General features: G+C 48.4%; 18 protein-coding genes. 14 read left to right on the top strand and 4 right to left on the bottom strand.

Annotated elements, in window-relative coordinates; genetic code table 11:
• The first annotated feature begins 18 nt into the window (after nucleotides 1-18).
• From ccpM to JI735_RS01500, 5 genes are read left to right on the top strand one after another with little or no spacing between them, the layout of a single operon-like run.
• Nucleotides 19-1,446, top strand: a complete 1,428-nt coding sequence (gene ccpM / locus JI735_RS01520) for a Cys-rich peptide radical SAM maturase CcpM (RefSeq protein WP_202676965.1) — start codon at nucleotides 19-21, stop codon at nucleotides 1,444-1,446.
• A gap of 16 nt (nucleotides 1,447-1,462) precedes the next feature.
• Nucleotides 1,463-2,602: a TIGR04066 family peptide maturation system protein gene (locus JI735_RS01515; RefSeq protein WP_039835886.1), complete on the top strand. Its 1,140-nt coding sequence runs from the start codon at nucleotides 1,463-1,465 to the stop codon at nucleotides 2,600-2,602.
• Nucleotides 2,603-2,650: 48 nt separating this feature from the next.
• Nucleotides 2,651-2,947 (top strand): hypothetical protein, encoded by a 297-nt coding sequence (locus tag JI735_RS01510; protein WP_039835885.1) that lies wholly within the window; start codon nucleotides 2,651-2,653, stop codon nucleotides 2,945-2,947.
• A 10-nt stretch (nucleotides 2,948-2,957) separates the two neighbouring features.
• Nucleotides 2,958-3,740 (top strand): S8 family serine peptidase, encoded by a 783-nt coding sequence (locus tag JI735_RS01505; protein WP_202676963.1) that lies wholly within the window; start codon nucleotides 2,958-2,960, stop codon nucleotides 3,738-3,740.
• Nucleotides 3,701-4,300 (top strand): hypothetical protein, encoded by a 600-nt coding sequence (locus JI735_RS01500; RefSeq protein WP_202676962.1) that lies wholly within the window; start codon nucleotides 3,701-3,703, stop codon nucleotides 4,298-4,300. The genes JI735_RS01505 and JI735_RS01500 overlap by 40 nt, the downstream gene beginning before the upstream one ends.
• A gap of 55 nt (nucleotides 4,301-4,355) precedes the next feature.
• Here the strand turns inward: JI735_RS01500 and JI735_RS01495 are convergent, their stop codons facing one another.
• Together JI735_RS01495 and JI735_RS01490 are read right to left on the bottom strand one after the other, a co-directional pair.
• Nucleotides 4,356-5,195: a phosphatase PAP2 family protein gene (locus JI735_RS01495; protein WP_233476203.1), complete on the bottom strand. Its 840-nt coding sequence runs from the start codon at nucleotides 5,193-5,195 to the stop codon at nucleotides 4,356-4,358.
• Nucleotides 5,196-5,285: 90 nt separating this feature from the next.
• Nucleotides 5,286-5,678 (bottom strand): TIGR04086 family membrane protein, encoded by a 393-nt coding sequence (locus JI735_RS01490; protein ID WP_039835883.1) that lies wholly within the window; start codon nucleotides 5,676-5,678, stop codon nucleotides 5,286-5,288.
• Nucleotides 5,679-5,900: 222 nt separating this feature from the next.
• On the opposite strand from JI735_RS01490, the gene JI735_RS01485 reads away from it, so the two are divergent.
• The gene (locus JI735_RS01485) at nucleotides 5,901-6,668 is read left to right on the top strand and encodes a YetF domain-containing protein (RefSeq protein WP_039835888.1); all 768 of its coding nucleotides are present in this window, start codon (nucleotides 5,901-5,903) and stop codon (nucleotides 6,666-6,668) included.
• Between the two features lie 4 nt (nucleotides 6,669-6,672).
• Here JI735_RS01485 and spoVB read toward each other — a convergent pair whose 3' ends face one another.
• Nucleotides 6,673-8,268 (bottom strand): stage V sporulation protein B, encoded by a 1,596-nt coding sequence (spoVB, locus tag JI735_RS01480; protein ID WP_202676961.1) that lies wholly within the window; start codon nucleotides 8,266-8,268, stop codon nucleotides 6,673-6,675.
• A gap of 177 nt (nucleotides 8,269-8,445) precedes the next feature.
• Here spoVB and JI735_RS01475 point away from each other — a divergent pair, with 177 nt between their 5' ends.
• The 6 genes from JI735_RS01475 to JI735_RS01450 all read left to right on the top strand — a co-directional run bounded on the left by JI735_RS01475 (nucleotide 8,446) and on the right by JI735_RS01450 (nucleotide 15,308).
• A complete protein-coding gene (locus JI735_RS01475) occupies nucleotides 8,446-8,700 on the top strand; it encodes a post-transcriptional regulator (protein ID WP_039835880.1) in 255 nt (84 codons plus the stop codon).
• A 216-nt stretch (nucleotides 8,701-8,916) separates the two neighbouring features.
• The gene (secD, locus tag JI735_RS01470) at nucleotides 8,917-10,170 is read left to right on the top strand and encodes a protein translocase subunit SecD (RefSeq protein ID WP_039835879.1); all 1,254 of its coding nucleotides are present in this window, start codon (nucleotides 8,917-8,919) and stop codon (nucleotides 10,168-10,170) included.
• On the top strand, nucleotides 10,160-11,062 hold the full coding sequence (gene secF, locus JI735_RS01465; protein ID WP_039835878.1) for a protein translocase subunit SecF: 903 nt from the start codon (nucleotides 10,160-10,162) through the stop codon (nucleotides 11,060-11,062). Before secD ends, secF begins: the two co-directional genes overlap by 11 nt.
• A gap of 119 nt (nucleotides 11,063-11,181) precedes the next feature.
• A complete protein-coding gene (locus JI735_RS01460) occupies nucleotides 11,182-12,144 on the top strand; it encodes a cation diffusion facilitator family transporter (RefSeq protein WP_039835877.1) in 963 nt (320 codons plus the stop codon).
• Nucleotides 12,145-12,173: 29 nt separating this feature from the next.
• A complete protein-coding gene (gene recJ, locus JI735_RS01455) occupies nucleotides 12,174-14,585 on the top strand; it encodes a single-stranded-DNA-specific exonuclease RecJ (protein ID WP_202676960.1) in 2,412 nt (803 codons plus the stop codon).
• A gap of 204 nt (nucleotides 14,586-14,789) precedes the next feature.
• The gene (locus tag JI735_RS01450) at nucleotides 14,790-15,308 is read left to right on the top strand and encodes an adenine phosphoribosyltransferase (protein ID WP_039835874.1); all 519 of its coding nucleotides are present in this window, start codon (nucleotides 14,790-14,792) and stop codon (nucleotides 15,306-15,308) included.
• Nucleotides 15,309-15,424: 116 nt separating this feature from the next.
• On the opposite strand, the gene uraA is transcribed toward JI735_RS01450, so the two are convergent.
• Nucleotides 15,425-16,729 carry a uracil permease gene (uraA, locus tag JI735_RS01445; protein ID WP_039835873.1) on the bottom strand — a complete coding sequence of 435 codons (1,305 nt, stop codon included), beginning with the start codon at nucleotides 16,727-16,729 and terminating at the stop codon, nucleotides 15,425-15,427.
• Nucleotides 16,730-17,029: 300 nt separating this feature from the next.
• Between uraA and JI735_RS01440 the strand changes: the two genes are divergently transcribed.
• Both JI735_RS01440 and dtd read left to right on the top strand, forming a co-directional pair.
• Nucleotides 17,030-19,210: a RelA/SpoT family protein gene (locus JI735_RS01440; protein WP_039835872.1), complete on the top strand. Its 2,181-nt coding sequence runs from the start codon at nucleotides 17,030-17,032 to the stop codon at nucleotides 19,208-19,210.
• 21 nt (nucleotides 19,211-19,231) lie between these two features.
• Nucleotides 19,232-19,675 carry a D-aminoacyl-tRNA deacylase gene (gene dtd / locus JI735_RS01435; protein WP_039835871.1) on the top strand — a complete coding sequence of 148 codons (444 nt, stop codon included), beginning with the start codon at nucleotides 19,232-19,234 and terminating at the stop codon, nucleotides 19,673-19,675.
• Nucleotides 19,676-19,853: the final 178 nt, after the last annotated feature.

Here is a 19,853-nt window from a genome sequence, read left to right as displayed (position 1 = left end):
GGTAAAGGAGACAGTTCATTGTTGACCAAAGAAAATCCGTTGATCTATTCGTTCGAAAATATGGATAAGTATTATTTTTTTGATGTAAATAAAAATAAAATTATCAATGTCGATGAGGATACTTATCAAATTATCAATGATCCTGACGCAATACGTTCAAGCGGGCATCCGGTTATCCAAAAATTAAAGGATCAAGGATATCTGTCAAACAACCGCGTAGAAGAAATAAAGCATAGCAATGGAAAAATGCTTGATGAGCTTTTAGGCTATAATTTAAAAAAAATCATTCTTCAAGTCACCCAAAATTGTAATTTCAGATGCAATTATTGTGTGTATTCCGGGTCTTATGTAAATCGGGTACATAGCAATAAACGAATGGATTTTGCCACTGCCCAAAAGGGAATAGATTTTCTGATCGAGCATTCTAAGGATGCCAAGGACATCGATATCAGTTTTTATGGCGGCGAGCCGCTGCTGGAGATGAACCTGATTATTCAATGTATGGACTACGCGATAAAAGCGGCAGAAGGGAAAAACGTTTCTTTTAGTCTGACCACGAACGGCAGCCTGCTCAATGAAGCTAATGTGAAGAGATTACTGGGCTACAATTTGAGAATTACCGTCAGTATGGATGGGCCTCAAGAAATTCATGATAAGCACCGTACGTTTGCCTCAACCGGTTGCGGAACCTTCAACGCTGTGTATGATAACATCAAAAGAATTGTGGAAAAGTACCCGGACATCAAAAAAAATCTCTCCTTTTCTATGGTTATGGACCCAACAGCACAATTTAATTGTCTGGATGATTTCATCGCCAGTGAAGAAGAATTTTTCAATGAATCAGCGGTGATCGGAAGTTTTGTATCCAATAATTACCGGAATGACCGCGTTCAATTCAGCGAAAATTTTGTAGGGGAATGGGAATACAGCAAATTTAAATATTTGTTGTTTGTATTGGGAAAGGTTTCCAAAGCAAACAATTCACAATTAATCAGAGCCGCCTACCGGGAGCATTTTGAGTATATCAGCAACTCGCACCGGAATATTGCCCCATTAGCCAAACAGGATCACCATTCCGGACCTTGCGTACCGGGACAAATCCGGTTGTTTATGAGTACGGATGCCCATTTTTATCCATGTGAAAGGGTTAGTGAGACATCGGATATTATGAGAATCGGCAATATTGAAGAGGGGTTCTTTTTTGACAAAATAGAAAAATTATTGAATGTAGGACAACTTACGGAAGAAAGCTGTAAGGAGTGCTATGCATTCCGGAACTGCAGAGTATGTGCTTCATTGTCCGATGATGGAAATCAACTGAGCAAGGAAGCAAAACAAAAAGCCTGCCGGGATGTCCGCTACAATTTTGATGAAATGCTGAAGGACGTATGCACCCTTAAAGAATGCGGATTGAAAAAAGAAATGGTTCAGAAGATTACAGGATAATGATTTGGAGGGAAGTATGTTGAATAAAGAAAGTGTATTAATTTACCCTTACGACTCCCATTTTACTCCCTTGTTAAGAGACAAAGGTTTTGTTGACCATTATAGCGATATCCAGCTTTCCTCTTTACCCGGATGGGGGTTATGCGGCAAGGATGCCAGCTATGCTGATGGCGGCGGATTCCTTGGCATTACTGTGAATCAGGAATTTGAACAGATTTTGGGTGGAATTGATACTGTAATCTTTGCTGAAGCCGACAATTCATATACGCTGGAAAAGAACATCTATCCCAAACTCTTGAGTGCAATTGAAGCAGGGAAAAATATTATTACTCTAGTTCCATTGAATGAGAAATTAGAAGAAGTACAAGAAAAGTGCGGGAAGAAGGGCAGCTATTTTATAAATTATGGGGACAATCATCTGGGTCATGCAGATTTCTTAAATGATCTGGTGTTTGGACAAAAAGAAATTATAGATTGTACTACCCCCATCCTTGCAGTCGTTGGGATAGCCGAGAACACTCATAAGTTTCAATTGCAATTGGATTTAAAATCCACTTTTGAAAATATGGGTTATAAAGTGAGTGTGGTTGGCTCCAGATCCTATTGTGAATTTTTGGGGTTTCATTCGTTTCCGGGGTTCATGAAAGAATTAATAAGTGAATCAGATAAAATCTTGTGCTATAACCGGTACATCAAACAGATTGAATCCACTGAGGAACCTGACTTAATTATCGTAGCCGTGCCTGGCGGCTTTATGCGCTATAACAACAAAATCACCAATGGCTTTGGAATTACGGCATATGAAATTTTTCAGGCGGTTGTTCCCGATGCTGTAGTAGTAAGCCTGTTTCACGAGAAGTATACAGCAGAATATTTGGATGGAATTATAAATTCCATCAAATATAAATTCGGCTTGGATATTGATGCCTTGAATATAACCAACAGGCAGATTGATTGGGTCGAAATGACGAACTCTAAGCCAAGTTCTGTAAACACATTAACGCTTAATCAAGATTTTATGCAAAAGAGCATTGAGGAATGCAGTGTTGTATCTTCAGTACCTGTATTTAATGTTCTGGATAAAGGAGACACGGCGAAAATTGCCGATTTAATTGTAGACAAATTATCGGAAGCTGAAATGGCAGTCAATTTCTAGAAGCTTAATTATTAGACATCGCAAACCGCCAGGAAAGGGATGGTACACTTGGGGACTATAAGCCAGGAAATCACTGTTAAAGAAATCGCAGAGTCGCTGGATAAGATATTAAAGAGCAAACTGCTGATTGATACCGATTTATGGGGGCAAGACAAATATAACCGGAATTTTCTGGAACGGGACGTGAATTTGAAAGCAAGGCATCTGCTTAAATTATATATTGAAATTGAAGAAAATTTCGGCATTTCTATTCCGGAAAAAGATATTGTTTCGGGCGGATTCAACACCATATCCAATATTTCTGCAATTATTCTTCGGGAAATGAAAAATAAAACTACTAGGTAGTGGTAGTGGAATGAAAGGGCACAATCCGATAGATGTCTGCCTCATTGATGACGGAGTAAATGAATACCCGTTTCAGATTGGCACTCTGAAATATAATAAAGAAATAAAAGGTAATTTAAAAATTATCGATCGGAAGCATTATGATAAGCATCTAAAAAGCCACGGTACGGTTTGTGCGGGCATCATTAAAAAATATGCACCCGCCGCCAGACTCTCCAGCGTTAAAATCTTAAATGAAAAAAATAACCGCAAAGGCACAACCAAACAATTGATCACAGCATTATATTGGTGTCTGGCTAACCATATCAAAATCGTCAATCTCAGCTTAGGGTCAACCTATTTTTTGGATTTTGCTGCCATTCGGGATTGTGTAAATGAAGTGGCGGAACAGGGCCTTATTATGGTAGCCGCCTCTAATAATAACGGTCTCTTTACTTTGCCGGCCAGTTTAACCAATGTAATTGGAGTAAAAAGTTCTGATGACCTAAACTCCAATCCATATGTTTTTGATCCTTATCCTTATGATGGAGTAGATGTGATTACAAGCGGTAAACATTCTATTCCATCAGAACAAGGTGAAGTTTTTGAGACGAATAGTTCCAACAGTTTCGCTGCTCCTTTTATAACCAGCAGAGTTCATGGGATACTCACTGAGAATCCCTTTTTTACTGTAGAAGATATCAAAAAAGAACTTTATACTCATTCAATTTCAAATGAAAGCAGCTATAACCCTTACTTAATTATAAGTACAGATTGTATGATGAAAAAAAGGAATACAGCATATCTGCCGTAAAAGATGGTGTTCATGAAATAAGAATGCTCTCACCAGGGAACTTGAACGATCCAAAAGTTAGGATATGGAGCAGTGAGTTCTATGGAGCTTATATCCATAAGTTGCTGGAAAAAATGAAAACGGTTGATCCTCCTGTTCCTGTCATATTAATTAAAGGTTACTTAAGAAAGGAATTCTCAATTATCCTTAATCATTTTTTCCATAAGGATAAATTCTACTCAGTGATTGTTTCGGATCATTCTCCCGATATCTTTGATGGGTTCGAATACTTATCTGAAGGTATCGGCTGCTCAGCGTTTTTCGGATTCATTCACCAAAAATACAAATGTGATGTAATTATTTTTGCAAGTGAAGCCTCTGATTCAGAAGACGTTGAACATTACCAGTTTGATATTACAATTCATCTGTTGGAAAGAAATGATTCGCATAAAAAACATTTTGTTTATGATTATAAACTACAAGAGGAAATTATGGGCGTTTCGGTATATGCAGATCAAAAGTCATTAAGCAAAGACGTTAGAACCACTTATAAATCCATTCAAAAAGTATTAACAAGTTGAAGGAAAAAGGCCGGGAACCCATGGTATGGGCTCCCGGCCTTTTTCTATAAAGTAATCAGCGTGTATCCGTTGCCCGGCTGGGAATGGTCAGCCGTCCCTCGCTGCTGCGCAGCGTCAGCTTGGCGAGTTGAACGGCAACTGTGGTTGACAGCACGGCCAGCAGGGTGCCGCCAAGCATGTCAGTCAGCCAGTGAATGCCGAGATAGAAGATGCCGAACACTATAATGACTGCAGACACAGTGGTGATCGCCATCCAGCGGCGGTTGCCGGAGCGGAAGGCGAGCAGGGCGGTGGTTACAGAGATTGCGGTGTGAAGGCTCGGGAAGCAATTGTCCAGACCTGAGAGCGGCCTGTACTCCTGCTCAAATCTCGGGAAGACATCCAGCATGGTAAACCGGACGCCTGCCGGTACATAGGACCATACTTCATTCACCGGGAAATACAAATAAAACGGAATGGCAATGGCATAGTTGATGATAATCGCATAGCAGGTTGCGTAGAGCATGACACGGTTCTTATCAAGCAGGTAGACACCCAGAGAAGCAGCCAGCACGGCTTGAAGCATAAAAATGTAGAAGAATACAATGATTGGCGTCAGCCAGGGAGCAAAGAACAAATGCTGCAGGTCCCTGACAAAATGACCTTCAAGCCCAAAAACAAAAGACGTGTAATCGGAAGTAATATGAAGCTTTTTCTCAATTTGCAGTTCGTATTTATTTACGGCCAGCACACCGAACATTCCTGCTACGAGCAGCAGAAATTTATAAGAGTGGATAAGTTCCTTTCCGATCTCCACAAAAGCCAGCAGAGGATTGCGACGGGCACCGAGCCACATCAATACAGCTACAATTACAACGGTGTACAGCACTACATAGTTCATAGATTGGTAAAGCAAAACAATCGAAGCCTCCTTGATCCCGCATGTAAAGTCAGATGCATCCAGTTTACCATATTTTCAGGAGCAGGATTCGATTATATTGAAATTTTAGGATTTATGTAAATTAACCCCGAATATTCCGCCGAATGCAGCGATGCCCGCAGCTGCCAGAACCCACAAGCAATCGATGCCGGCAGGAGCACTATCCAGCGCCAGAAAGCCAATCAGCAGGACAATAATACCGTAGAACGCTCCCGTAATTCCCCCATGATACCAGCCTTTGCCGGGGGCTCTCCGTCCTGCCGTTAATCCGCCGAAGGCGGCAGCAATACCGTGTACGATATAAGTGTACATAGTAAGGTCCTGTTCTTCCAGTCCGCTTCCCCAGAGTAAAAGGGAGAGAACCATCGCCCCCAGCAGCATCCACATAAAAGCGCGGCATAAACCTGATAACACTGGACTAGATATTCTCCACGAGAATAGACGCCGGATTAAATACATGGTACGACCTCCTAAAAAGTTTTTAGTACACAAGGTATGATTACTAACTATTGTATGGGGGGGCTTGCCCCAATAGTACACGAAAAGGGCTTAAAGCCCTTTTACCATTAATTAATAAGCCCGCTTCCGAATGTTCCCTTGGTTGAGGGGCCAGAATAGGGGTACATTATTTTGCCCGGTACGATGGCGGCGGGTGACCAATGGAAGGAGAGCGAAGAAAATATGTTCCAGCATATTTCTGGCCGTATCTTGATGACTGTGCTGATGTATATCTTCATTTTCCTGTGTATGCGTATTATGGGCAAACGGGAAATCGGCAAGCTCTCGGTATTTGATTTGACGATCTCCATCATGATTGCCGAGATTGCCATATTTTCGATAGAAGATATTGAACGCCCGATTTATGATGGGTTGGTGCCAATGGCAACCTTGGTGCTGATTCAGGTCCTGGTGGCCCAGTTCAGCCTGAAGAGCAGAAAGCTGCGGCTCCTGATCGACGGCAAACCCAGCATTCTGATCTCCAATGGCAAGCTGCATCGCGGGGAAATGCGCAAGCAGCGGTATAATATTGATGATCTGCTGCTTCAGCTTCGCGGACAAAATATCGACAGTCCCGCCGATGTGGAGTTTGCAATCTTAGAAACCAGCGGACAGCTAACAGTTATTGAAAAGAACAAGGGAATATCCTCCAGCAATCAGAGCGGCAACAGCAGTTCAACCGCCGAAGTCAGAGAGAAGACCAAGCCTTCCGAAGAGAATAGCGCAGGCAGCGTTAAGCTTCCGAGCCATAAAATCAGATATGAAGGCCTGCCGATTCCGCTTATCATGGACGGCAAGGTTCAGGACCACAATCTGGAGATGATCGGCAAGACGCGATTCTGGCTGAGAACCCAGATTCGCCAAAAAGGCGTCTCGGACTTCAGGGATGTGTTTCTCTGCTCCATTAACCATAAGGGAGAAATTTATGTAGACCGTATGGATATGCGTTGAAGCTTCAGCGCCATTTTTTGATAAAAGGCACCCGGTCCAGATCCCGGATGGAGATTAGGCCCGATAAGAGGCAGATTCCGAAATAGAGCGCCATCCCGCTGCCGGCGGCGAACAGGAATTGGGCCCACTGCGCAGGGGCGATTGGCACAGAGGTATAGATATAAGACATTCCGGCAGCCATGATAATCATCGCAGCAAGTGTCTTGAGCAGATCGGCCAGCCTGATTGACAATGATATCAGCCGGACCAGGCTGTACCCATGAAGCATAGTCACCAGAATACTGTTGACGATAATAGCGATGATTGCCCCGTAGATGCCATACTCGGGCTGTGAGGCAAGAAGAAGGATAAGCGCGATTTTGACGACCGCTCCAATCAGCGTGTTAACCAGTGCCCTGCCTGGGCGCTCCATAGCCTGCAAGGCAGCCTGCAAAGGTGCTTGGACATATAAAAACAATGCAAAAGGGGCCATCATCCGCAGCATCGGAGCCGTGTCGGCATTGCCGTACATCAGCGTACAGAGCGGTACGGCAAAAATGTACATAACCGCAGCAAACGGGGCGCCGGTCACCATGGCCAGGCGCAGCGCCTGGTGCATTCTTTTGTGAATCGTGGGCAGATCACGGCGCGCCGAAGCTTCCGACAAGGAAGGCACAAGCGATACCGCAAGCGAAGAGCTGAGCACCCCCGGCAGCAGCAGCAAAGGAATCACCATCCCCTGCAGTGACCCGTACTGCGCTGTAGCGGCTGCCGTGGCAATTCCGGCGAGGGCAAGACTGCGGGCGGTGATAATGGATTCCAGCAGATAAGAGAACGAACCCACCAGCCGTCCGGCAGTGACGGGCACGGAAATTCGGATCAGCCGCTTGAAGATGGAATGATTTTTGGCAGGAGCGGCTGTTTTTTCCGGGTTTTCAACAGGGGCCGGTGTATTTGCTGTAGGAGATAAGTCTGCTTTCTTGTCCCTTTTTACGATATAATAATATTGCCACAAGAGCGCCAGCATGCCGACAATCTCTCCAACCGTTACACCCAGCATCGCTCCTGCCGCCGCATAAGCAACCCCTCTGGGAAGCAGCAGCCAGGAGAACCACAGCATAAAAACAATCCGGATGACCGATTCCAGGACCGAGGACAGCGCCGAAGGAACCATGTTCTGTCTGCCCTGAAAATACCCCCTGTAGATCGCAGAAACGGCAACTATAGCGATCATCGGTGTCATGCTGACAAAGGTGTAATAGACACGGCTGTCTGTCAGAATCACATTGGAGACCCAGGAAGCGCTGAACAATGCGAGCAGCGTGAAAAAAACACCAAGTCCAAGACTAAGGGCCAGTCCGCTGTGCAGAATCCGCCGGGATTCCTCAGGGCGTCCTTCTCCTTCGGCCTCAGCGACCATTTTGGCAATGGCCAGCGGAATTCCGCCGGTGATGATCGTAATCAGCACAATGAAAAACGGATATCCGAGCTGATACAGACCTACCCCCTCGGCGCCGATCACACGCGGCAGAATAATTCGCGGAATAAAGCCGAGCATCCGGTTAATGATGCCTGCGGCCAGCAGTATCAAGGTTCCTTGAATAAAGCTCTGTTTCCTCAAAGGGCACTCCTTCTTCCCACAAGTAGTCTCTCTTACATTGATATGCGGATGATAGGCTTTTCCATGACAAGCTTTATCCGTGACAACTTTTCAGCCGGAAGAAGGAAACAAGGGAAGTCTGGTCGAATACCTATTTGTGAACATGCATAAGCGAGGTATCTTTGGAGGTGTCAACACGTGGAATCGGAAGAGTGGAGTTATGAACAGCTTAGTGATGAAATCGAAGCCATGTGCCGCAGCAAAGCGGAGGAATTTCGGCTCCTCGGCTATGAATATGTAACGGGCAAGGATATCTGGGACTGTGTCAGCCGCAATTATGACAAGGAAGGCAGACCCGCCCTGCATAAGCTGGTGAATGATATCTATTCACTCAAGGCTAATAGTTATATGAACTATTTGACTATTGCCGCTTATCGCGGTTTGAACGTATAAAAAGGAACGATTTACTTTTGCAAACAGGTTCAGGAAGCGTTAAAGTAAGAGAAGAGCATTCAGCATTTCCTATGATAAACGGATGGCTTGCCGCTTGAGCAGAGCCGGCCGTTTCTTTGTGTGAGAACCGTAACGTCATTTCTGCTTGAATTGACGGTGATTTCGCACGTAGCTATAATAGGAATATTGAGTAATGAAAGGGGAACTAGCAAGAGCATGAAGAGAATGTTGAGCTTTATTATTACCGTGCTCGTATTAACCGGGGTTATGGTATTTACAACTCCCGGGCTGCTGGACAAGGTCCGTCTGGGGCTTGACCTGAAGGGCGGCTTCGAGATTCTGTATCACGCCGAGCCTATGGAGGCGGGAGCAGAATTATCCCGTGCTTCGCTGCAGAAGACTGCAGAGAGCCTGGAAAAACGGGCGAACGCACTCGGAACAAGCGAGCCTGAGGTTACTACAGAGGGAACGGACCGCATCCGTCTGAAGATCGCGGGCGTTACCGATGAGGCCGAAGTCCGCAAGAAGATGAAAGAACCCGCAGTTTTGACCTTCCGCAGCGCTGCTCCGGGGGATCCGCAAGGCACCTTCAGCAAGATTGAGCTTGTAGGAAGTGACTTTGTTGAGGGAGCGGCGGAGGTTCAACGCAACAATTTGAATCAGCCTGAGATCAGCATCAAGATCAAAGATAAAGACAAATTTGCGGAAATTACCAAGCGTTTGCTTGGTAAAGAAATGGCTATCTATCTCGATGATCAGCTGTTGGGTAATCCACCAGTCGTTAGAGCGGTATTGACAGACGGCACTGCTTCAATCTCCGGTAATTATACTATAGATGGAGCACGCGAACTGGCCGATACCATTAACCTTGGTGCTTTGCCGCTGAAGCTGACGGAGAAATATTCCCAAAGCGTTGGCGCAACCCTCGGTAAACAGTCTCTTGACCAGACCATCAAAGCCGGCCTTGTAGGCTCTGTAATCATTCTGATATTCATGATCGGCATGTACCGGTTGCCGGGTCTTCTGGCCAGCTTCGCGCTGATCCTTCATACCTGGCTGCTGATTGCGGTATTCGTCGTTGCCGACTTTACCTTGACTCTCCCCGGTATCGCCGCATTTATTCTCGGTATAGGGATGGCGGTCGATGCCAATATCATTACCAATGAACGGATAAGGGAAGAAATGCGCAACGGCAAGAGTATTTTGTCTTCTGTCAAGGCAGGGAACAAAACCTCTTTCCGCACAGTTATGGACGCGAACGTAACCACTATTATCGTTGCGGCCGTAATGTTCGCTTTTGGTACGGGTGCGGTTAAGGGCTTTGCCCTGATCCTGATCGTGGAAATTGTGCTTAGTATCGTGACGAACCTTTATTTTGCCCATTGGCTGCTTACCGTGCTGGTCAAAGCCGGCGCTCTGAAAAAGCCGAAGCAATTTGGGGTAAAGGAGAGTGACATCCGTGCGCTTTAAGAAAGAGCTTGATTTTGTACATCTGAGCAGATTTTTCTATATTTTCTCCATTGCCATTACGGTAGCCGGCCTGATCTTTCTGGCAACCATGGGTCTGAATTACAGCGTTGATTTCAAAGCAGGCTCTAATGTGGACGTGGCGCTGTCGAAGAACATCACGCTGGAGCAGCTTAAGCCGGCTCTGAAGGATCTGGGCATCTCCCATGAGCCGGACATTACCTTAGGTGAGAACCGGGTGAACATCCGTTATGATGAAGTGCTTGACAGTAATCAGGACGAGGCTTTGAAAGCTGCGGTAACCAAGCTGGATGACAAAGCTTCCTTCGAGATCAACACCGTCGATACGGAAATGGCCAAAGAGCTGGCGCGCAATGCCATCTATTCGGTTCTAATCTCTTGTCTCGGGATTATCATTTATGTAAGTATCCGTTTTGAATGGCGGTTTGCCTTGGCTGCGATTGTGGCCCTTGTGCATGATGCTTTTATCGTCGTAGCCATCTTCTCGATCTTCCGCCTGGAGGTTGACCTGACCTTCATTGTCGCGGTGCTGACGATCATCGGTTATTCGATCAACGATACGATTGTTATCTTTGACCGGATCCGCGAGAATCTGCGTTTCGGCAAGCAGAAGACCTATGAGGATCTTAAGGTGCTGGTTAATAAAAGTGTGGCCCAGACGCTTATGCGCTCTCTGTACACAGCCTTTACGGTATTTATTGCCGCGTTCTTCCTGCTTGTTATGGGTGGAGAATCGATCAAAATGTTCTCGCTTGCTATGGTTATCGGTTTGCTCTTCGGAGCCTACTCATCGATCTTTATCGCAAGTCCGCTTTGGCTGCTGCTGAAGAAACGCCAGAAGCAGCCCGTGAAGAGCAATCCGGCGAAAGCCTAAAGCCGTCACACCCGAAAAGCCGCGTCAAAGACGACGCGGCTTTTCGAAATCTTTGGAGTGGGATGTCAGGGCGGAGCGGTCAACATGAGATACTTGCCAGTGGTAAGGAGGGCCTCGTAATGAATGACAAACAATCACCGCAAAGTGATAAAATGGTCTGGACGGGGGTTGCCAGTGATCTTGCGCTGGCTGCAGCCAAAGGAACCATGGGTTATCTTTCAGGCAGTAAGGCATTAATGGGCGATGCGTTATATTCGGGATCGGATGCAGCTGCCAAGCTGGCAGAGATTCTTCCGTTTCCGTGGCGTAGGGAACCAGAGAAGAAGAACAGGATAGCACCACGCAATCCCCAGAATAATAAAGGACCGATTATTGCCATACTTTTTTCCGTGCTGATCTTGATGGGCGGATTGCAAATTGCCTTCTCGGCGATTCGGGATCTGACCAGAGGACATCTGTCCGCACCCGGGCAGGCAGCACTTATCACCGTTCTCATCTCTATTGTTGTGAAAGAGGCAGTTTTTCAGTACCAGTACCGTTATTTCAAAAAATTGGGCGATGGCAGTCATGCCGCATATGCAGATAACCACCGCTTCAGTCTATATACTTCTATTACTGTATTTATCGGGATATCACTGGCCATGGCCGGAGGGGCGTTCAACTTGCATCCGCTGCTGTACATGGACCCCATTGCAGCTCTGTTGACCGGATGTCTTATTATCCGCAAAGGCTATTCGCTTATAGCAACTTCTGTGTATGGCAAGAAGCTTCAGGAGCTTCCTTCCGAGGAGGCTGCAGGTTTCATTGAAACGGTACAGCGCGTACATGGTGTAATCCGTGTGGAATATTTGCAGGCTCTGGAGCAAGGGCGTTATGTAAATCTGCAGGTCAAAATCAGTGTGAATCCGCGCATCACAGTTATGGAGGCCCAGGACATTTCGGAATGTGCCAGAAAGCTCCTGCAGCACCGTTTTGTCCATGTGGGTGAGGTTCATATGGATGTTGTGCCGTATGATCCGGGTTATCCTTACAAAAGCAACCATGAGCTTGTAGATAATGAAATCCCTACGCTGCTTCAGTAGCCCGCTAAGGGAGAAAAAGGTGAAATCAATTGCTCCATTCAAAATCAAGATGGCAATCTCCGGAAGCCGATCCTGAAGTAGTCCGGAATTTGGCCCAGAGCCTTTCGGTTTCTCCGCTCTTGTCGTCGCTGCTTGTCAAGAGAGGCATGAACACGCCTGACAAAGCGCTTCTGTTCATGGAGGGCGGGGACGGCGAAGGGCATGACCCCTTCCTGCTTAAAGGGATGGCGGAAGCGGTTCCCCGAATCAGAAAGGCGCTGCAGGATGATGAACATATTCTGGTATATGGCGATTATGATGCGGACGGAGTGTCCAGTACTGCGCTGATGATCTATTTGCTGCGCTACCTGGGCGCTTCTTTTGATATTTATATTCCACACCGCGCAAATGAAGGCTACGGGCTGCATAATCATGCTCTGGACTGGGCGAAGCAGCAAGGCGTATCACTTATCATCACTGTAGATACCGGAATCAGTGCGTACCATCAGATTGCTTATGCAAATGAGCTGGGAATGGATGTGATCGTGACAGATCACCATGAACCGCCGGAGCTTCTGCCTGAAGCGTATGCCTTAATCAATCCTAAGCTGCCGGACTGTCCTTACCCGTTCAAGGGATTGGCCGGAGTCGGAGTGGCATACAAGCTTGCTCAGGCGCTGCTTGGGGATAAGGTTCCGGTGGAGTGGCACGAAATCGCTGCCATTGGCACGGTTGCTGACTTGATGCCGCTTCTGGACGAGAACCGGAGTATTGTGCGGAAAGGCCTCTCAAGCATGCGGAACTCCCCCTTCCCTGGTATCCGGGCTCTGCTTGGGGTGAGCGGAATCCCGATGGAGACCGTGAGTGCGGTGAATATTGCTTTTGGCATGGCACCGCGCATCAACGCCAGCGGCCGTCTGGATCATGCCGGGCGGGCAGTTACTCTGCTGACTACGGAGAATCGAGATGAGGCTGAAGAGCTTGCCGGAGAGCTGGATTTGCTGAACAAAGAACGCCAGCTGGTCGTCGAAAGAATTGTAACGGAAGCTGCCGCCATGCTGGAGCTGCAGATTCAGCAGGATAAGCTGCCCGATATCATCGTGCTTGCCCAACAGGGCTGGAATGTCGGGGTAGTGGGCATCGTTGCCTCCAAGCTGCTGGAGCGTTATTACCGGCCGGTGATTATTCTGGATATTCACCCGGAGACAGGCATGTGCAAAGGGTCGGCCCGTTCCATTCCGGGCCTGGATATCTATGAGGCTTTATCCTCATGCGCAGATTTAATGGATCATTTCGGCGGTCACCCGGCTGCTGCGGGTATGAGTCTCCATCAGGATAGGCTGAAAGAATTTGCAGCGGCATTAAATGACTATGCCGCTAAGGTACTGACACCGGAGCATTTTCTCCCAGTGACGGATGCTGACGAAGAGGCGGCTATTGCCGATTTGTCGCTGCAGGCTGCGCTCGAACTGGATAAGCTGGCTCCATTCGGTATGGCTAATCCGGTACCGAAATTCATTGTCCGCGGCGCAGCTGTCAAAGAAACCCGCAAGATGGGGCAGGACGGCAAGCATTTGAAGCTTGTCCTTCAACAAGGCGGCCATACGATTGAAGTGGTTGCCTTCGGCAAAGGAGGGCTTGCCGAACTGCTTCCAGGCGGAACGCTGATTGATATTCTGGCAGAACTGTCGGTGAATGAATGGAACGGCTCGCGGAAACCGCAGCTGATGCTGCAGGATTTGGCCGTGCCGAAGCCACAGCTCTTTGATCTGCGCGGTGCAGCGGATGCGGTGAAGCAGGCCGCACAGCTTCATGAGCTGCTCAAGCCTTATAGCGGTGCTAAGCCGCTCAGAACAGCGGCGGTCTTCCAGAACAGCCGTTTATCCCCTATGGGCGCTCTCCAAGGAATGTCCCTTTGGGTATATGATGAAGACGCTGGAATCTCCCCGGTTCGGCATCATCCGGCGGATTCAGAGGATGCACAGGTATCTTTGCTCTGTCTGCTTGATATGCCCGAAACGCCGGAGCAGCTTGATGCGCTGCTAGCTGCGTTCCCGCAGGCGGACAACATTGCCCTGCTGCATTCGATCCGGGATGGCCGCGACCGGCTGCAGATGCCGACACGAGACCATTTCAAAGTACTTTATAAATCAATAGCCGCTCTAGCGACGGCTCCGGTTCCTGAGCATGAGCTGCTGCGGCGGCTTACCCGGCAGTCTTCCATGGGGATGCGGATGCTGGCCAAAATGCTCGACGTGTTCGAGGAGCTTGAGTTCATAGACCGCAGCCGGGGGACGATTATGTTTGTTACGCAGCCCTCCGCTAAAAGCCTTACAGCTTCGCAGCATTTTGTGAGGCTTGGCAAAACTGCCGAAATGGAGCAGTATTTCATGGAGAGCAGCCGCAGTGAGCTGCAGGAGTGGATGTTGTCCCGCCGCCTGGATGTATCCCGGGTGGGATAATGCGGTATGCTTCCGCAGTAAGTTTGTCCGAAGATCATTCAGTGAGGTAACGCTCACAAACTAAGCGTATGCTTTCGAAGCTAGTTTTGTACGAAGATGTCGCTAAGAAGCTATGCCAACAAAACTAAGCGTATGCTTCCGCTGCAAGTTTGTCCGAAGATCATTCAGTGAGGTAACGCTCACAAACTTTTAGGAGATGACAATATGGATTTTAAAAACAATATTCGTGTGATTCCGGATTTCCCGCAGCCGGGCATCAGCTTCAAGGATATCACGACTTTGCTGAAGGATGGCGAAGCTTACCGCCGCGCCATTGATGAGCTGAAGGCTTTGGTAGCGCATCTGCAAATTGATGTGATTGCTGGACCTGAGGCCCGCGGATTCGTGGTGGGCGCACCTCTGGCATATGCACTGGGCGTCGGTTTCGTGCCGATCCGCAAAAGCGGCAAACTGCCGTATGATACGATTGAGGTAGGTTATGATCTGGAATACGGCAAGGACACACTGGCTATCCACACGGATGCGGTCAAGCCTGGACAGAACGTACTTATTGCCGATGATTTGCTGGCAACGGGAGGCACCATCGCCACTTCGGTCAGCCTGGTGAAACAGCTTGGCGGCAATGTGGCCGGAGCAGCCTTCCTGATCGAATTGACCCAGCTTGCCGGACGGAACAAGCTTTCCGGTATCGAGGTTCATTCGCTCCTTACTTACGAAGACTAAGCAGACCCGGTTATCTTTTCCCGGGAAATAAAAAGCGGACAGCTGTCGATTGTTGACAACTGTCCGCTTTTATATTGGAGCTTATAAATCAAATTGGCCTGTTGAACTATTTATGGTTAATGTGCAGATTTTTCACTGTCCTGCTCGTTGGACAAGCCGAGAACCTCGATTAATTTGAAGAGCAGGGACAGAACCATGCCGACAATGGTCGCCAGCGCCATACCTTTAAGCTGAACACCGCCAATGGTAAGCGAGATGCCGCTGATGCCGACCACCAGAACCAAAGTAGCCAGGATCATGTTGGTCGCCTTGGAGAAATCAACCTTCTGCTCGACAAAGATGCGCAGACCGGATGCAGCGATTACACCGAACAGCAGGAGCGACACACCGCCCATAACCGGCTGGGGAATATTGGCTATAATCGAGGAGAAAGTTCCCGAGAACGAGAGCAGGATCGCAATTACTGCCGCACCGCCAATGACATAGACCGAATATACTTTGGTCAGCGCCATAACGCCGATATTTTCACCATAGGTGGTATTGGGTGTGGAACCGAAAAATCCGGAAAGAATAGTGGAAATCCCGTTGCCCATCAGCGAGCGGTCAAGTCCAGGCTCCTTGGTCAGGTCTTTGCCGACAATGTTGCTCGTAACAAGCAAATGGCCGATATGTTCAACAATGACAACAAGCGATACCGGAATAATGGTGAAGATAACCTGCCAGTCGAAGGAAGGAGTGATAATAGTGGGATGGGAAAAGAAGTGCGCGCTGGAAATCGCATCTGTGTTTACCACTTGCATAATATAAGCCAGAACATAACCGGTTACGATACCGATGAGGATATGAATGATTTTGGGAAAGCCGCGGAAGAGCACTGCACCAATAACAGTTACGCCCAGTGTTACCATGGAGAGGGTGATCGCTTTGCCATCCGGCGTCCAGTCGGTTGCACCTTCAGGAGCAATGAGCCCCGACATGCGGGCTGCAACCGGCACCAGCTCCAGTCCGATGGTCGCTACGATAGCGCCCATAACCGCCGGAGGAAAAACAACATCAATCCAGCCGGTTCCGGCATAACGGACAATCAATGCGACAAGGATGAAGATCACGCCAGTTACGATAAAAGCGCCCAGAGCAAGCGAATATCCATGCTGATGATCACCCTGATGCTTTTCCAGCACGCCTAGCACCGGAGAGATAAAGGCAAAGCTTGAACCGAGATATGCCGGAATTTTGCCGCGGCAGATCAGGATATAGAGCAATGTGCCGATACCGTTCATCAACAGGATCATACCGGGGTCTACCCCGAACAGGTTAGGAACAAGCACCGTGCTGCCGAACATGGCGAACAAATGCTGCAGACTCAGCAGAAAGCCCGGGCCCCAAGGGAGTTTCTCGTTAACTTGAATTTCGCGTTGCAATGGTGTTCACTTCTCTTTCGTCTCTATTTTAGGTGAGGTTCCAAAAAACCGCCTTTACTAGATTAAATAGAACGGCGTCTTTTTACAACAACATTTTTCAAGTGCCACGAAATTGTCTATTCTTGACACATTCTTTTCCCCTGGTGCCATGCTATGGCAAGTGTTGACGTAATCCATCGCAAGCGTCATAATTATAGACAACTTTAAATGCGCTAGCGCAGATTTGGACATATGGAACCTGCAAATTCTGCAATGCTTGCGGGTTCATTTTATTATAGAAAGGAAACGGATACGACGAGAATGGGCATAGAGCAATTAACCGAAAAGGCCGGCGCCTATATAAAAGAAAAAGATCTTCTCCGCATCCGGGAAGCTTATGAGTTTGCCGATCAGGCTCATCACGGGCAGGTTCGGAAATCGGGGGAGCCATACATCCTGCATCCGCTCGCGGTCGCAGATATTGTCGTCAATATGCAAATGGATGTCATCTCCATTATTGCTGCGCTTCTGCATGATGTCGTAGAGGATACCACTGTCTCCCTGGAGCAGATCCGCGAGAAATTTGGCGATACCTGCGCGATGCTGGTGGACGGTTTAACCAAGCTGGAACGCATTCGCTTCCGCTCCAAGGAAGAGCAGCAGAACGAGAACTACCGCAAAATGTTCATCGCCATGGCTCAGGATATCCGGGTGATTGTGATTAAGCTGGCGGACCGTTTGCATAATATGCGTACCCTTAAATATCAATCCGAAGAAAGCCAGCGCCGTATTTCTTATGAAACGCTGGAGATTTTTTGTCCCATTGCGGACCGGCTGGGGATTTCGGCAATCAAATGGGAGATGGAGGATATTGCCCTCCGCTATTTGAACCCGCAGCAGTATTACCGCATTGCCAACCTGGTCCACAAGAAGCGGGCGGAACGGGAGCAGTTCATCGACAGCGTGATCGGCCGCATCCGTGCCAAGCTGGACGAAATGGGGATCGAAGGGGATCTCTCGGGCCGTCCGAAGCATATTTACAGTGTCTATAACAAGATGAACACCAAGAACAAGCAGTTCAATGAAATCTACGATCTGCTTGCCATCCGCATTATCGTCGACAATATTAAGGATTGTTATGCCACACTCGGGATTATTCATACTCTTTGGAAGCCAATGCCTGGCCGTTTCAAGGATTATATTGCTATGCCCAAAGCGAATATGTACCAGTCGCTGCACACCACTGTGGTGGGCCCGGGCGGAGAGCCAACAGAAGTGCAGATCCGCACGTGGGAGATGCACCGGACTGCTGAGTTCGGGATTGCGGCCCACTGGGCTTACAAGGAAGGCAGCAGCAATAATGTCAATCCGGAGAACCGGATGCCGTTTTTCCGCGAGATTCTGGAGCTGCAGCATGAAGCCAAGGATGCCGAGGAATTTGTTGAGTCGCTGAAGATGGACTTTTTCTCCGATCTCGTGTTTGTTTTTACACCCAAAGGCGAGGTTGTGGAGCTTCCGGCAGGTTCTGTACCGCTCGACTTTGCCTTCCGGATTCATACTGAGGTAGGGAACCGGACGATCGGTTCCAAGGTGAACGGGCGGATCGTGCCGCTCGATCATAAGCTGAAGACCGGGGATATCGTGGAGATTCTGACCTCGAAGAACTCTTATGGCCCAAGCCGGGACTGGCTGAAGATTGCCCAATCTTCCCATGCCCGCAGCAAGATCAAGCAGTGGTTCAAGAAGGAGAAACGTGAGGAGAATGTTGAAAAAGGCCGGGAAGCGATCGAACGGGAGCTGAAGCGTCAGAACGTGGAGGTATCGGATTGGCTGACAGAGGATAAATTGTCGGATGCGGCCAAGAAATTTGCTTTCAATGATGTCGAAGATATGCTCTCGGCCGTGGGCTTTGGCGGAATTACCGCCGCGCAAATCGCTTCCAAGCTTACAGAGAAGCTGCGCAAGGAACAGGAAGAAGCGGCAGGACATCTGGAGCTTACCACCCAAATGAAGGAAATCAAGTCCAGCGGGGAGAAGCGCAATCAGCCGACCAACGGGGTCCGTGTAAAAGGCATCGACAATCTGCTTGTCCGCTTTGCCCGATGTTGCAATCCGGTGCCCGGCGATGATATTGTCGGCTATGTGACCCGCGGCCGCGGCGTTTCTGTCCATCGTGAAGACTGTCCGAATATTCCTACAGATGGTGATGGAGAGGAGTCGGCGCGGGTGATCGAAGTGGAATGGGAAGGCAGCATGGAGGCTAACTACAGCGTGGACATTGAGATTACCGGCCATGACCGCAACGGGCTGCTCAATGAGGTGCTGCAGGCAGTGTCGGAGAGCAAGACCAATATATCGGCCGTCACCGGACGAAGCGACAAGAACAAAATGGCGATGATTCATATGACGATTCTGATCCGCAACACCGATCATCTGCAATCTGTGGTTGATCGGGTGAAGCGGGTCAAGGATGTATACACCGTTAACCGCATTATGCAGTAAAGCAAGGAGCTGAAAGACGTAATGAGAGTAGTGGTGCAGCGCTGCAAGGAAGCCAGGGTAAGCGTAGAGGATACAGTGACCGGAGCGATCGGACAAGGATTGATGCTGCTGGTCGGCGTTACCCATGAAGATACAGAGCAGGACGCCAAGTATTTGGCGGATAAAATTGCCGGACTCCGCATTTTTGAGGATGAAGCCGGCAAGATGAATTTCAGCGTCACCGATACAGGAGGCGCGATATTGTCCGTGTCACAGTTCACGCTGTATGGAGACTGCCGCAAAGGCCGGCGGCCGAACTTTATGGCTGCGGCTGGACCTGCCGAAGCAGAGCGGCTGTACGATTACTTCAATCAGGAATTGCGGAACGGCGGGCTTCAAGTGGAGACCGGTGTTTTTGGAGCGATGATGGATGTGTCCCTGACCAACTGGGGGCCGGTAACGCTTTTGCTGGACAGCCGTGGCTAACCCCTGTAGCCTTCAGCACGGACTTAACCAATCGATAGAACATATTTGCGATAAGAGTGTCATGCGGGATTCCGGGAGGGATGGGCAATGGCACTTTTTTTTGCTGTCCAGATCGGCTCAAATCAGAAAGTAAAGATCCCCTTCTCCGCAATTGTGCGGATAGGGCCACCACGGGGTG

Source organism: Paenibacillus sonchi, assembly GCF_016772475.1.
Taxonomy (GTDB): domain Bacteria; phylum Bacillota; class Bacilli; order Paenibacillales; family Paenibacillaceae; genus Paenibacillus_AQ; species Paenibacillus_AQ sonchi.
Note: the sequence above shows the minus strand (reverse complement) of the source record. Positions and strands in the feature narration are given on the sequence as shown.